Origin of the sequence: Paenibacillus fonticola DSM 21315, from assembly GCF_000381905.1 — a bacterium.
Lineage (GTDB): Bacteria > Bacillota > Bacilli > Paenibacillales > Paenibacillaceae > Fontibacillus > Fontibacillus fonticola.
On sequence record NZ_KB907268.1, the window covers coordinates 37648 to 52217 of the forward strand.

16 protein-coding genes are annotated in these 14570 nt (G+C 45.9%); 7 read left to right on the top strand and 9 right to left on the bottom strand.

The window, feature by feature from the left end:
- Positions 1-349: 349 nt before the first annotated feature.
- From G358_RS0121420 to G358_RS0121430, 3 genes are all read left to right on the top strand, one after another.
- Entirely contained in the window at positions 350-928 is a 579-nt protein-coding gene (locus G358_RS0121420) for a TetR/AcrR family transcriptional regulator (protein WP_019639312.1), read from the top strand.
- Between the two features lie 64 nt (positions 929-992).
- Positions 993-2969 (top strand): serine hydrolase domain-containing protein, encoded by a 1977-nt coding sequence (locus G358_RS0121425; RefSeq protein ID WP_019639313.1) that lies wholly within the window; start codon positions 993-995, stop codon positions 2967-2969.
- A gap of 266 nt (positions 2970-3235) precedes the next feature.
- Positions 3236-4222 (top strand): zinc-dependent alcohol dehydrogenase family protein, encoded by a 987-nt coding sequence (locus tag G358_RS0121430; protein ID WP_026342399.1) that lies wholly within the window; start codon positions 3236-3238, stop codon positions 4220-4222.
- Positions 4223-4745: 523 nt separating this feature from the next.
- Here G358_RS0121430 and G358_RS0121435 read toward each other — a convergent pair.
- The gene (locus G358_RS0121435; RefSeq protein ID WP_019639315.1) at positions 4746-5126 is read right to left on the bottom strand and encodes a MerR family transcriptional regulator; all 381 of its coding nucleotides are present in this window, start codon (positions 5124-5126) and stop codon (positions 4746-4748) included.
- Between the two features lie 124 nt (positions 5127-5250).
- On the opposite strand from G358_RS0121435, the gene G358_RS0121440 reads away from it, so the two are divergent.
- On the top strand, positions 5251-6168 hold the full coding sequence (locus G358_RS0121440) for an aldo/keto reductase (RefSeq protein WP_019639316.1): 918 nt from the start codon (positions 5251-5253) through the stop codon (positions 6166-6168).
- A 331-nt stretch (positions 6169-6499) separates the two neighbouring features.
- Here G358_RS0121440 and G358_RS0121445 read toward each other — a convergent pair whose 3' ends face one another.
- From G358_RS0121445 to G358_RS0121455, 3 genes are all read right to left on the bottom strand, one after another.
- Entirely contained in the window at positions 6500-6754 is a 255-nt protein-coding gene (locus G358_RS0121445; protein ID WP_019639317.1) for a hypothetical protein, read from the bottom strand.
- A 117-nt stretch (positions 6755-6871) separates the two neighbouring features.
- On the bottom strand, positions 6872-7471 hold the full coding sequence (locus G358_RS0121450) for a DUF2087 domain-containing protein (protein WP_019639318.1): 600 nt from the start codon (positions 7469-7471) through the stop codon (positions 6872-6874).
- A 239-nt stretch (positions 7472-7710) separates the two neighbouring features.
- Positions 7711-8097: an iron chaperone gene (locus tag G358_RS0121455; protein ID WP_019639319.1), complete on the bottom strand. Its 387-nt coding sequence runs from the start codon at positions 8095-8097 to the stop codon at positions 7711-7713.
- A 151-nt stretch (positions 8098-8248) separates the two neighbouring features.
- On the opposite strand from G358_RS0121455, the gene G358_RS0121460 reads away from it, so the two are divergent.
- A complete protein-coding gene (locus G358_RS0121460) occupies positions 8249-8854 on the top strand; it encodes a hypothetical protein (protein WP_019639320.1) in 606 nt (201 codons plus the stop codon).
- A gap of 113 nt (positions 8855-8967) precedes the next feature.
- Here G358_RS0121460 and G358_RS0121465 read toward each other — a convergent pair whose 3' ends face one another.
- Positions 8968-9600 carry an NAD(P)-dependent oxidoreductase gene (locus G358_RS0121465; protein ID WP_019639321.1) on the bottom strand — a complete coding sequence of 211 codons (633 nt, stop codon included), beginning with the start codon at positions 9598-9600 and terminating at the stop codon, positions 8968-8970.
- A gap of 62 nt (positions 9601-9662) precedes the next feature.
- A complete protein-coding gene (locus tag G358_RS0121470; protein WP_019639322.1) occupies positions 9663-10160 on the bottom strand; it encodes a hypothetical protein in 498 nt (165 codons plus the stop codon).
- 191 nt (positions 10161-10351) lie between these two features.
- Here G358_RS0121470 and G358_RS0121475 point away from each other — a divergent pair, with 191 nt between their 5' ends.
- Together G358_RS0121475 and G358_RS0121480 are read left to right on the top strand one after the other, a co-directional pair.
- Positions 10352-11707 (top strand): hypothetical protein, encoded by a 1356-nt coding sequence (locus G358_RS0121475; protein ID WP_019639323.1) that lies wholly within the window; start codon positions 10352-10354, stop codon positions 11705-11707.
- A gap of 132 nt (positions 11708-11839) precedes the next feature.
- Positions 11840-12667 (top strand): methyltransferase domain-containing protein, encoded by an 828-nt coding sequence (locus G358_RS0121480; RefSeq protein WP_019639324.1) that lies wholly within the window; start codon positions 11840-11842, stop codon positions 12665-12667.
- A gap of 74 nt (positions 12668-12741) precedes the next feature.
- On the opposite strand, the gene G358_RS0121485 is transcribed toward G358_RS0121480, so the two are convergent.
- The 3 genes from G358_RS0121485 to G358_RS0121495 all read right to left on the bottom strand — a co-directional run bounded on the left by G358_RS0121485 (position 12742) and on the right by G358_RS0121495 (position 14500).
- Complete coding sequence (locus tag G358_RS0121485) at positions 12742-13377, bottom strand: nitroreductase family protein (protein ID WP_019639325.1); 636 nt, start codon at positions 13375-13377, stop codon at positions 12742-12744.
- Between the two features lie 21 nt (positions 13378-13398).
- Complete coding sequence (locus G358_RS0121490) at positions 13399-13827, bottom strand: MarR family winged helix-turn-helix transcriptional regulator (RefSeq protein ID WP_019639326.1); 429 nt, start codon at positions 13825-13827, stop codon at positions 13399-13401.
- Positions 13828-13966: 139 nt separating this feature from the next.
- Entirely contained in the window at positions 13967-14500 is a 534-nt protein-coding gene (locus G358_RS0121495) for a DUF4269 domain-containing protein (protein ID WP_026342402.1), read from the bottom strand.
- Between the last annotated feature and the right edge of the window lie 70 nt (positions 14501-14570).

A 14570-nucleotide genomic window follows, 5' to 3' on the forward strand; every position in this document is an offset into this window, starting at 1 on the left:
CCGTCCGTGAACATTGATTTCGCCCCCTGCGCGGGGGATATAAAGAGCACCATGACATCACCGCCCTGGTTAACATTAAATGTTAGTAAATGTATATACACATGAAGGCACCTCGCTTCGTAGGAAGCGAAATGCCTTATAAAATAACGATAACATAAACCTGTTGGTCTGTCGACAACTGACAGCTGTTATTCATCCTTTTGTCTTAATTACCATAATTATGCTCATTTTATAAATTCCCGCCATTCTTTTGAATGAAGAAGATATTGACGATAACGCGGTTCTGTGTTTAATATATATCAAGTGATATGTATCATACGTTCTATATGATTGAGAGGAGTGACTTGAAATGCCGCCGCAAAAGAAATTCTCCCGAGAGGAAATTATCCAGGCCGCCTTTGAGATTGCCCGGGTTGAAGGACTGGACCACATTACGATTAGAAAAGTAGCCAGCCGGCTCGGCAGCTCCATTGCCCCGATTTACGTTAACTTTGCAAGCGTGGAAGAGTTAGTCCAGGCCGTCATTGGAAAAGTATCCGAACTTAGCAAGGAAATATTGATGGACATGGATACGGGGAATCCGTTTCACGATATCGGCGCAGCCAGCTTGCGGTTTGCCAAAGAGTACAGCGTATTGTTCAGGGATCTTGTCATGAAGCAGAATGACCACATGAAGGGCCACGATCAGGATATGGCTCCATTCCTTATTGAGCAGATGAAGGGGGATGCTGATTTAGCCGGCTTCGAGGACGAGGAACTACGGCTTATTTTATTGAAAATGAAAATATTCCAGCTCGGTCTCTCGGTCATGATCGCAAACGGATTGCTTCCCGATTCCTTTAGCGAGGAAGAGGCCATAGCGCTGTTGGACAATGCTGCTGCCGATGTGATCGCAGGTGCCCGGTTGCGGCAGCAGGGCTCGCTGTAGCTAAAGAGGATTGTCGTTTCACTACGTAAAAGACAATTTGAAAAAAGAGGAGGTTATGAGAGTAATGCGGGTTCAGTTCATGTTATTCGTTTTATTGTTCGGCACTCTGCTTTCCAACGCGTCTGTTCAGGCTGGCAATCAACTGGCAAATCAACCGGCAGATCAGGCAAGCAAAGCGAATTATGCCGATATAGAATCTTTTATGGATCAAGAAATGAAAATACAGATGCAAAAGTTCAACATCCCGAATGCTGCCGTATCCGTTGTCGCTAATGGGGAGGTTATCTTCAGCCATGGATATGGCTATGCCGATCGGGAGAAGGAGCTCCCCGTAAACCCGGAGCATACGCTGTTTCGGATGGGATCAACCTCCAAGCTGCTGACTTGGACCGCCGTCATGCAGCTTGTCGAACAGGGGAAATTGGACCTTGAAGCTGATATCAATACATACTTGGACTTTAAAATGCCGGACCGGCTCTATACACAATCAGCACAGGAGCCTGCTGCCGCGCCGATTACCTTAACCCACCTCATGACCCATACCGCCGGGTTTGAGGACTATCCCGACATGATTTTCAGGCTGGATGAGCAGCAAATGCTCCCACTTGCAGATTATGTGCGTACTTATATGCCGCAACGGGCATTTCCTCCTGGCGAGGTCGTAGCGTACTCCAATTATGGTACGGCATTAGCCGGCTATATTGTCGAGAGGGTAGCGGACCAAATATTCGAAGATTACGTAGATCAGCATATTTTTACACCGCTTGGGATGGAATACAGCAGCTTCCGCCAGCCGCTGCCGGAACGATTGCAGCCGCATATGGCACGGGCGTATCGGCTTGCGCAAGGGGAATACGAAGAAGGCAGATTTGAATTCGTTCCTGGTCCAGCTGGCGGCATGAGCAGTTCGGCAGCGGACATGTCAAAATTTATGCTGGCTTATTTTTCAGGAGAGAACGAGCAAGGAGGGCGCATCCTTCGTGAAGAAACGATCCGTTCCATGCGGAATCAGCAATTTACACAGCATCCCTTGCTGTCCGGCACAGCGTTCGGATTTATGGAGGGAGTCTTTAATGGAGAACGGACGCTTTTTCATGGCGGAAGTACGATGCTGTTCGATACGGGGCTGTATTTGGTTCCTGAGCGAAATCTCGGCTTGTTCGTTTCCTACAGCGGGGGCAGCTATTTGGCCCATCTCGGCTTGTTTCAAGCATTAATGGATCATTACTATCCTGCCCCTCCTGCAGATCATCCGCTGCCGCCTGAAGGGACGATTGAACGTTCCCGCCAATATGTCGGGGAATATCAGCAGAACAGGCGCAGCTTCACGACTTCCGAACGGTTTTTAAGCTTAACGATGGGACTGATTCAAGTACAGCTGGACAAAGAGGGCTACCTGCTCGTCAGCCATGCAGGAGAAATGAACCGTTTTGTGGAAATAGAACCTGGCATTTACCTTAATTTAAGGGAGCAGGGAACACAGGATTATTATGGCGGCTTCCGTACGATTGTGTTCGGTGTTGACCCTTACGGCAACACGATGCTCATGTCCGACGGTCCGATGACGTATTCGAAGGCTCCCTGGTATGCGTCCAGTTCGTTTACGTTTCTAACTATAATCGCTATTTTACTGTTTATTATAATCTCTCTCTTATTCTGGAGCATTCGAGGGGTATTCCGGCTTATTAGACGGTCTAAATCCCGAACAACGTTACCTCCAAAATTGGCCCGTGCCGCAGCAGGAATTGCCATTGCGTTCGGTGTACTGACGCTGGCTATCCTGATCGGAGTCGCTATTAACGGCCAAATTGACCCTGTGTACGGCTTGCCGCAGGCAGCCTTTGGCGTAATGCCTTCATGGAATTCTGTGCTGGATGTGCTTCCGTGGTTGCTGATTACCATTGGTATATTCATGATTATATTTGCGGTCATCGCAGTATGGAGAAAGTATTGGAGAATATCCGGACGTATCCACTATGTCCTATTTACCGCCGCGGCCTGGATGCTGTTATCGCTGTTCATGTATTGGCAGCTCATTTAGCGGCGAACAGGGATAAGCGGGGGACAAATTGATACTGTGGGGAAAAATGCGGGAGATAATTCATGAAATAAACCGCAAGGAAATAAATAGTGAGGAATTAAACCGCAGGAAATAAATCGTAAACCACGTTAAGGAAATAAAAAGTAAGTAAATAATCGTAAGTAGATAAACACTAAGTAAATAAGCATTAAGAAATAAACTCTTCGTAAATAAACTCTAAGTAAATAAACATTGTATGCTTCGGCAAGAGGGGGCTAGGCATGTGCATGGATAACCAATATATCGTCTTTCATGAATTCGGAACGCCTGAAGACGTTCTGAAAGTCGAGCGCAAGGCCGTTACAGCCCCCGGGCAAGGCGAGATACTGGTACGAATGATCGCCCGGCCGATCAATCCTTCGGATCTGATTCCGATCCGGGGATCATATTCGCACCGGATATCGCTTCCCTGCATTCCCGGATACGAAGGCATTGGCATCGTAGAGGACGTGGGGAAGGATGTCGCCCAGGAGCTGATTGGCAAGCGGGTGCTGCCGCTGCGGGGCGAAGGCACCTGGCAGCAATTCGTGAAGGCGCCAGTATCCTGGGCCGTTGCGATTCCCGATGCCGTAACGGATGATCAGGCTGCGCAGCTGTATATTAACCCGGTGACTGCCTGGCTTATTTGCCGGGAGATCTTGGGCTTGAAGCCAGGTGCAATTCTCGCCGTCAATGCGTGCGGCTCGGCGCTTGGGCGGATTTTGGCTCAGTTGTGCACCATTTTTGGCGTAAGGCTCATCGCTGTGACGAGAAATGACCGTCACACGAAAGAGCTGCTTGAATTGGGCGCGGCCTCCGTGATCAACACGGATGAGACTCCGCTAAAGCTGGCCATCATGGAGCTAACCGGCGGCAAGGGGGCAGACGCTGCGGTGGATATGATCGGGGGCGGGCCCGGTACGGAGCTGGCTTGCTGCGTACGTACAGAAGGAATGTTCGTAACGCTAGGGCTTCTATCAGGGGTGCCGCTGGATTGGGCAGAAATCAGGCGCAGCACGAACGCAGCGGCGACGATGTTTCATCTGCGGCATTGGAATCAGACGGTTAGCGTTCAAATGTGGCAGGATACTTTTAGGGAGCTTATTTCCTTAATCCAGTCGAAAAAGCTGGCACTGCAGCCGCCGAGGTCGCGCTTTGAACTGCGCAAGGCAGGTGCCGCGGTGCGTGCCGCTGAAGCTTCCGGGAGGAACACGGGGAAATGCTTCCTTACGTAACCCGGCACTAAATTCCCGATATCACGATGCTGGGTGCCCATCTTTTGTTCTAGTTGCAGGCTTAAGGTTGCTATCAAACTTGCTTGTTGCTACTGGCTTACGGACACAGAAGCCGCTATTTGACCTGTTATCGTAGTTCACACAACTTAACGGACACCAGCGTCCTTATTGGCCCCAAATTTGCGTATGAAGCCAACTTTCGGGCACCTTAGCGGAACCACGGTCCGTTAGCCTTCTGAAAACCGAAATTTTCGTGAAATAGCGGAACCTGTGTCCGTAACACAGAGGCATGTGTGACAGGTGAGGCACATGTGATTATGGGGGAGGAAATCCACCATCTTGTGCGGAGAGGTGTATCAAATTCAGCGACAGGATCATAGCGAGGGATGGCGGAATAACAAAAAGGAGCCCTGCTGCTAAATATCATAACAGGGCTCCGATCAACTCTATTGTGTTTTCCCGACTTACCTTAATTCAGTACGTTGGTTTCATTTCAGCATTGCAATATTGCAGTATTGCAACGCTATCGGCCAGCGTACTCCTCATACTGCGCGCTGAAATGATTGATTTTCGTCGTTACTTTTTGCAAATGCTGCTGCATGATTTGGATTTCGTTCTCGACGTTCTTCTTATGCTCGATCAAAATCTTGCAGCGCTGCCTCAGTGTTCCTCCGCCTTGTACGCTTAAATCGACGAATTCCTTGATCTGCTTAATAGGCATGCCTGTTTCCTTCAGGCAGCAAATTAATCCAAGCCACTCCAAATCGTCGTCGGTAAAGCGGCGTATGCCGCCTTCACTGCGCTTGACGAACGGCAGCAGTCCTTCTTTTTCATAATAACGCAAGGTGTGACTAGGCAAATTAGTTTTTTCCGATACTTGTTTAATGGAGTAGATCATCGCCATCTTAATTCTCTCCCGAATATAATTTGGTGTACAGCTCTTGACTTGAAGTTAACTTTAACCCTTAAGATTCTATTGTACAATACAAGAAGATGATCCAAAAGTTTAGACAAGGAGGATATGAATCATGAGAACGATGAAACTTGGAACCAGCAACCTGGAGGTGCCGGTGATTGCCGTTGGCTGCATGCGCATCAATTCGCTCGGACAAGCCGAGGCGGAGAAATTTGTGCAGACGGCGCTTGAAGCAGGGGCGAATTTCTTTGACCATGCGGATATTTACGGCGGCGGCAAATGCGAGGAGATTTTTGCGGACGCGATCCATATGAATGATGATGTCCGTGAGAAAATCATCCTGCAGTCCAAATGCGGCATTCGCCAGGGCATGTTCGATTTTTCCAAAGAGCATATATTAAATTCGGTTGACGGTATTCTGAAAAGATTAAAAACCGACTATCTCGACGTGCTGCTGCTGCATCGTCCTGACGCCTTGGTGGAACCGGAGGAAGTAGCAGAGGCGTTCGACAAGCTGGAGAGCTCAGGCAAGGTACGTCATTTTGGGGTCTCCAACCAAAAGCCGATGCAAATCGAGCTGTTGAAGAAGCATGTGAAGCAGCCGCTAGTTGCGAATCAGCTGCAGATGAGCATCACGAATGCGACGATGATTTCCAACGGAATCAACGTCAACATGGAAAATGACGCTGCAGTTGACCGTGACGGCAGCATTCTCGATTATAGCCGATTGCATGATATGACCATTCAGCCATGGTCGCCGTTCCAATACGGTTTCTTTGAAGGGGTTTTCCTTGGTAACGAGAAGTTCCCTGAACTGAACCAGAAAATCGATGAGATCGCGGCAAAATACGAGGTTTCCAACACGACGATCGCGATTGCATGGCTTCTCCGTCATCCGGCCAAAATGCAGCCGGTGACCGGGACGATGAATCTGGAGAGAATCCTGGACTGCTGCAAAGCTGCTGACATCACGCTGACGCGTGAGGAGTGGTATGAAATTTACCGTGCTGCGGGGAATGTGCTTCCGTAAACGGAGCGGCGAAGGGAAAGTTATTGTTTTAGCAATAGCAAAGCGGGGGCATCGTACATGCCCCCGCTTTTTTTACAAGATAATATTAAGCTTCTGGGGGCTAGATTTAATAAACATCACCACGATTATCAATGGCTATAATGTAAACAATCCGTTTCTGATGACAATTTCAAACAGGATCCGATAACTGCCTACCCGAAGTCGAAATCTTTTGTCAAAACCCTTTAGCGGCCTAATATCGCCAACTGGCGGTCTGGTGATTAAGCCAAGCAATGCTTTCCTTATTCTGCTTTGAACGAACTTTTCTTGCTTTCCAACAAACTTTACAGCGTCACGGCTTAGTGTCAGTTGGTAGGTTGAGTTCATTCATAGCTTCCTCCCATGACATAAATCCGCTGTCACTGTTTAACTGTCGCTGTTCTTCTTCGCTTAATGGAACTTCATCAGGTGCTAATTGCTTAATCTCATCCCAATCCAGTTGGTTATGCTTTATAGAAAGATATTGTAAATAATCGTAAGCTGATTGCTGTGCGGTCTCAGGTAAACGTTCGAAGATTTGCCAAATACGATCTTTGCTCACTGACATAAATACACCTCCATTTGGAGATTATCGATAGATTTATTATACCATAACTTAGCTATCGTTAGCCTAGTTATGAATATTACGAAGGTCTTTTGAAAGTCTTACGAAGATCATTCCTGCCTATGTAAGCTTCTCCCACTTCGCCCACATTTCCTGTGGATTCAGCTCATAAATATCGTTCTCTCTAAACATAAATTGGTGCATGATGAATTCCCGGCGGATCGTGGCAAAATCCTCATGGTAATTTTTGATGAACGCATTGATTTCCGGCTCGCTGTATTTGCGGCCAAGCTCCAGCTCGGATACGAGATGCTCGAGTACGATCAGCTTCTTCTTCAGTTGGACGGGAATGCTCTTCAACTTGCCCTCGGCGGTAAAAAAGTTCTTAATGACGGACTCTTTGATGCGCTGCTGCTGTTCATCCAGCATACTTGTTCCTCCTTCGGACGCCCGGTAAATGAGGTTGATTGTGGCGTCGGCGTTATTTTTCAAAAAATAGTGGTTCAGCGAGAAAAAGATCGTATTCTTATCCCTGCGTTCTTTAATCAGGCTCGCTTCTCGCAGCTTTGCGGCGTGATGCGTAATGGTGGCTGGGGTTACGCCCAGCTTCTTGGCTAATACTTGACCATTCAGTTCACCATCAGCGAGCAAAATTAAAATTTTAATTCTTGTGGGATCCGCGAGTGCCTTATGATAGTTGACGACCTTGTCTAATTGCAAAACCTAATCCCTCCTTAATAAAGATGATTTCAATCTGGTTGTTCCAGAATTATAGTTTAACAAATACTAAATTAGATGATTATCAAATTAGACATATATTAAATTACATATTACTGGAATAGAAACGCGCTGTCAATTGGTAGATCAAGAAAGCCATATTATCCTTAGATGCAATTGTGCAGCTATTTGACTGACAGGAACACTGAAGAAAAAAAGCCGCCCCTATCGGGAACGACTTATCAATTCTTGTTCTTTTTGGCTGCTGCACGTTCTGTATTTTCGGCAACTCTAAATTTAACGATCCTGCTTATTAAATCATAAGGCGGTGATTTTTCTATAGGGAATTGCACTGATCCTTTGGCATGTTTATATGCTGATAATTCATGTTCAAATTCACTGATTCCATTTGGTCCTGGATAAAATCCGATATGATTTTTGAAGGCGGCAAAATGCACCAAATTTCCATGCAGTGCAAAAGTAGGCATTTGATAACTTATTTTTTCCTTTGCGTCCGGTGCAGCTTCTTTTATAACCATTCTCACTGTTTCAAGTATTTCCTGAACATGAGGAGGGAACTTGGAAATATAATCATCAATCGAATCAAAAGTGATTTTGTTTCCTTCCATGATTCATGATTTCTCCTTTCATAAGCTCTGTTATCAGTATATCACCGTAAACAGACAATCCCCAAAAAGAGGATTTCATTGAGCTTTGTCGAATCAAACATAGTTCTTTATTCCTACATACATTTACAGTCAGCAAAGGAGTTGCTTAAGAGTGCAGCAAAACAACAGGACACCACATCAGCCGCAAGGATCAAGGACAAAGCCAGGATCAGGGCCAGGATCAGAAGCAGGGGCAGGAGCAGGAACAGGAACAGGCGCCAATCAGACGCAGGCTCGCAGAATGGCTGGCAATTCATCCGGGACAGCAGGGAGTCAAATGAACAGAGCACGCGGAAGCCAAACAGCTGCAGGCCAAGCAGCAGCAAGCCAAGTGCAGGGGCAGGCGAAGAAGGCTGGGAGGAAGACGAGGAAGAAAACCAGCAACAAAGCTAGTAAGAAGCAGCCCGTTGACCGGCTGGGACAAGCTGTCGTGTCACTCATTTTCGGCATTTTCGGGATATTTTTATTTCTATTGTCCTGCATCAAGATGAACATAGATTCACAGTATTCGTATACAACCTCACCGGGCACGATGGTTACCATTGTTATTGCTTATATCGTGAATACCGCTGGTTTTATTTTGGGAATCCGGGCCAGACGCTCGGCCAATGGCAGGGGGATGGCGATCGCCGGGATTACGCTGACAGCGCTGCCGTTTGTGCTGATGTCGTTGTTCATTGGCGGGGCGATTATACTAACGTTTCTTTTATTCAGGTAACAGATTGGGAAGCTGGCCGTGCATTAAATGGTTTGGGTATAAAAAAAGGATAGAGTCCGCCTAGCAAATTGCTAAAGGCTCTATCCTTTTTCTCGTCTCTTTTTCTCATCATATTAATAAGCGATGCCGGCGCGTACCTGGATATAGGTCTTATCCTCGATTTGCCGGTAAGCGAATTGTGCCGTGTCCGCAACCGATATTTCAGAGCCGCCTTCAGGCAGGAAATCGCGCTCCACTCGGTACATCCCCACATGCTTTCCGTCAGGTAAATAAGTAGGACAAACAATCGTCCAATCCAGCCCTGATTGCCGAAGCAAGTCGTACGCCTTGTGATGCTCCTCGGCAGCACGGGTAAGCTTGCGCCTGGATTCAGCAGACTCGTAACGCAGCAGATGAGGCTGGATTCTACTCTGCAAAATTCCCGCCGTACCGATCGTAACAATCCGCTTAATGCCTTCCTTGTGCATCGCATCGATAATGAGCGGCATCGCGGCGGATAACGTCGTCGCACCATCCGTGCTCAGCGCGCTGAGCACAACATCCTGGCCATGCAGGACGCGGGCGATATCCTCCTTATTCAGAGCATTCCCTTTCACGAGAATTAGCCGCTCGCCTAGCCGCCCGCTTGTAACCGTCATTTTGTCCGGATCGCGAACCAGTGCGGTCACCCGATGGCCGTCTTGAAGGGCAAGCGCTGTAAGCTCTCGGCCTACCCGGCCTGTTGCGCCTAATATTGCAATGTTCATAAGGGCCCCCCTTTCGGAACAGGTTATAAGTTCACTTCGCTTATTGTATCACGAAGAAGATGTTAAGAGTCCTTCTCCGGGGCGATAAGCACCATTGGACCCAACATTAGATCCCCCAAAGCGCTGCCGTTATGCAGGGCGTTATTAATAGCATTAAGTTCAGCGCTTTGATACATAATATGTTGAATTTGCTCATCAGACATATTTCCACGAAATTTACTCCGCACTGTGTCCTGGATTGCCTGATATGTCCGCTGGTTGGACAATAAATTCGTGACTCGCGACCCGTCCGGGAACATGGTGATAAATTCGTCAGAATAAGTCACTTTTTTAATGATAAATCGGCAATATACCGCTGGGATAAAGCAATAAAGCTCCCATGCTAAGGTTTCGTCCTTAGTGATTCCTGCAATTTGTCGTATGATTTCTTCCGTGCTTTCATATTCGGGATTTGCCATGACCTCAATGGCGAGGTCAATGATTGTATTCAGCTCGTTTTCGCGATCTTGCGATGGAATTTGCGGCTGCTGCCTTTTAAATAATTTTCCGAAAAAGCCCATTACTGCACCACCTGTAATTTAATTGGAATCTCTATCTATATCGGTCGAAAAGGATAATCATGTTATTTCCCCGGTACATTCATACATACATTCATGCGTCTTTATGACCTACTCATCATTGGCAGGTTTTGTTAAGATATCAGATGAGCCGTCGTTGCGGCAGGATAGGTCTTTTTGAAGGGAGAATCATTTTGGGGAAGTTCTTTGTAGCACTGTTGTCGATTAGCTTATTGTTGACGGGATGTTCAAATGTGGAGTACGGAGGCATTAAAGCACAAAAAAAGAAAATAAGCGAACTGGCCCTTAGTTATGTCCAGGAAAAATATAATATGGAGTCTGCGAAAGTCGAGGATGTCTCCTTAAGTTCTTCGCCTAATGGGCCGATTCCCAGCTTGAAGCGCGAGGTGTCACGAAGCGGAATTGCTCGTATCACTTATAATGATGTTTCTTTTAATGTGTTGGTCAGTACAGGATGGAATAAATTTACCGACAAATTTGATAACATTATCGCCGATAACTTCCAAGCAGAAGATATCAAAGCTGGCATACAAGAGAAAATTATTGAACAATATGGCGTTGCGGATAACTATCATATTCGGCAGTTTGAGGTGTCAAGCATTATCGGTGATAGCGATACGATAGGGTATAACTGGTTATATCGATATATATTTGGGACTGATGGTCGAGGGGAAAAGAGCTATTTTACATTACATCAAAAATATGACGGGGATATACATCAATTTCTGCAGGAAAATGACTACAGTGTGCAGTTAGAGATTTTTTTCAAAGGGGAGGAACAAAATAAACAGCACTGCTCCTCTGAGACCAAGGCTTTCTTCAACAAGATGACCGATCTTTTCGGTCGTGGCAATAGTGAAATATTTGTATATGTCAGTAAAGAAGACATGTTCATGAACGAAAAAATGCAGGAAGTATTGGAAAGGGCGGACAACGGGCAGAACATAGATCCTGTTATTTATGGACCTGTATACAATTACTGTACAATTACAGGTGGAACTAATAATGTTGAATACATAGAGTATGCCAAGAAAGCGAATCCGTACAGCAAACTGAAAGAGCTGGAGGTGAAGGAGAACAGTTTCAACTATGTCGAAATCGATCATGGCATCAGCGTGGCTTCGATGCTGGACAATGTTGAGTTTACGAACAAAAATGACTTCACATACTCGATTGCTTCTCTTTCCGAGAGCGATCGCTTCCATGCAGCTGATATCAAAGCTTTAGATAAAGATCTGGATGACATCTATGAATATGGTTTATTGAACGATCAAATTTATCGTGTTTCTTACGCCCAAAAAGAATTCGATGGACGCGAGGTGTATTGGAGCGATCCTATTGCGTTAAAAATAAGTAAGAGCATCGTTGAGCAAGGCATCGATGAAGTATTTCTAGTTCAACAACTTGAAGGGGGAAAGTTGACCCTAAACGTTGAGGACAAGTATTTAATCGATAGTGAAGGTTCTTTGATCGGCCCTGCACGCATAGATAGCGATTTTGTTATCGCCTATAAAAAAAGAAAGCAGTAAGTCCGGTCTTTTTACTAAGGCTGTAATGTTAATTCAACGGGTGGTTGAATAGGATGAAAATTCAAATATGAAGTTATTGTCCGCCCCATGTAATTCCAATAAAATGGGATTACATGAAAGGGCGTGATAAAGATGAAAGAAAAATTAGCAAGAAACATAAGCATATACCGCAAAGAAAGAGGACTTACGCAAGAAGAGCTTGGGCAAATACTTGGGCTGTCTTTTCAAGCAGTATCCAAGTGGGAAAATGCGCAGACCATGCCTGATATATCTTTGCTGCCTCAACTTTCAAGAACGTTAGAAGTGAGCGTTGACAAGCTTCTCGGATATGCCTCGCAGAATAGACCGATTACGATTTACGAGGAAGAATATAGAACACAGGACTATTACTGGGGAACAGAGCCAAACAAAGTATGCTATCAAGTTCTGCAAATAATGCCGCCAACTAAACGCTTGAAATTGTTGGATATCGGCTGCGGGGAAGGAAAAGATGCCGTTTTCTTTGCAAGAAACGGGTATGATGTTACAGCCTTTGATGTTTCTGACGCGGGCATCGAAAAAACGAAAAAACTCGCTGATCAGACCGGTGTACATGTTAATGTGTTTAAGGCAGACATAGTGGATTATCGTTTGGATGCGCATTTTGACGTTATTTTTTCAAGCGGTGTTCTGCATTACATAAAACCGGAATTTCGAGAGGAGATAATTGAGAATTATAAGCGGTTCACCCATCCGAACGGCTTACATATCTTCAATGTGTTTGTAAATAAGCCGTTTATTGCGCCGCCTCCGGAAAAAGAGCCTAATGCGTTTAAGTGGCATTCCGGGGAACTGTTAACGCATTATTACGATTGGTTAATTCAAGATAGCGCGGAAGTAGTATTCGACTGCAATTCTTCAGGTATTCCTCACAAGCATGCCATGACTACAATGATTGCACAAAAAGTCACCTCGACGTAACTATAACAACCCGCCCAAGTGGGCGGGTTGTTATAGTTACCGACAAGCTTCGATTCAATTATATACAAGCTTGATTATTTCCAGGTCGTTACTGCTTCAACCGGTAAACGATAGGAAGGGCGGCCTTCGGTAGCTGCCTTGCCGATGGAAATAAGCATGATAGGAACATAGCGCTCCTTCTCCAGGCCAAAGACTTCAGCAATCCGCTGCTTGTCATATCCGCCGATCGGATTCGTATCGTAGCCATGGGCACGGGCGACCAGCATTAGCTGCATCGATACAAGACTGGCATCAATGAGCACGATGTCCCGCATATTTTGTTCGGGCAAATTTTCATACAGCGGCTTGAAGGAAGCGAGAAGCTTCTCTTTAACATCTTCGGGCATATAGCCAAGCTCTGCCGATTTTCCATAGATCTCGTCGGCATTTTCAATGCACTTCATGTCGCCGAAGACGGCGATCACAGCTGCTGAAGTGTTGACCTGATTCGTATTGTACATTGCCAGTTCAGCCAACTTTGCCTTGCCCTCCGGCGTATCGATGACAACGAAGCGCCAAGGCTGCATATTGATCGAGGAAGGGGCGGTAGTCGCTTCCGCCAGAATCTCGGTCATTTCCTCGCGGCTGATTTTTACGGTTGGGTCATAATTTTTTACGGAACGGCGTCCTAGGACGATTTCTTTAAAATCTTTAGCAGTAATTGTACCCATATGTGTCTCTCTCCTATCTATTTAATATTTGCTGATATTGCTTTGAATCCGCATTAACATGGCTGTGAATGCATGGAGCTCCTCTGAGCTGAATCCCTGCAGCATTTGCTCGACAAAGCAGCGTTTTTCAGTACTGCAGCTTTGGAGTTGCTCCCGTCCTTCTTTGGTCAGGCTGACAAAGGTTTCCCGCTGATCGGAAGGGTTTCTCCGTCTGGCCACCATTCCCTGGGACTCCAGCTGCTTCAAATGCCGGGTGACGGCCGCGTTGTCGATGTTGACCGATTTCTGCAGCGTGGACTGCGTCATCTCGTCCGTCTCAAACAATTGATGCAGCAGCTCAAACCGGGACAAGCTCATATTGGTGTTGCGCTCAAACTTTGGGCCAAACTGATTGCAAAGTTCTCTAAGCAGGAACAAAACGCGTTCTTGATCTGTAACCGAACATCCCACATCATGACCTCCTAGCTGTCGTTAATAATGGGCTCGCCTTGGTGTTAATTTTGCAAGGTCATTAAATTAATTGACGGGTCAATCATTGACCTATCAATTAATTTATTACAAAACAGCAAGAAATGCAATAACATATTTTTTAACTGATGATCCCTAATGTTCTTCCATACATCAGAAGCTCGTCATAAGGATCGCCATCCAGGCCAAGTACTTGAGCGAAAGCCGGTTCCGTCTTCATGCCCAGTTCTTTTAAGCGGATGATTTCTACTCTTATATGGGGATTTGCAGTGAGAAGGTGGTGTTCAACAATCATGTGCAGATAGGCGTTTTGCTGATCGACCGGTTTAGGCTGTCCAAATAATTCGAATTCAAAGCCGCCAAAGCGAAAGTTGGTTGTAACCACCGGAGTATTCCTGACAGTCAATTCGTTGAGAACAAATCCTTCCAAATGGCCATACAGAAGCTGGACCTCTTGCTTGAAAATATCGGGCTCATGAACTTCCATAATCATATCCAGATCCGAATGGTTTACATTTATGGAAATGGGGATCGTCCCGCATAAAATGGGATGATATTTGGCCATATCGTCGATAATATTCAATTCATTTATAGCCTTGAAGGCTTGACGCTGAATAGGGCTGCCCATCTGCAAATAGCTTATCGTCTTAAAGATGCCGATATCCTCCTTGTTCGTTTGAATTGGATCCTACATTTTTGTTAAAATTTAAAAGGAAGTTCCCGTC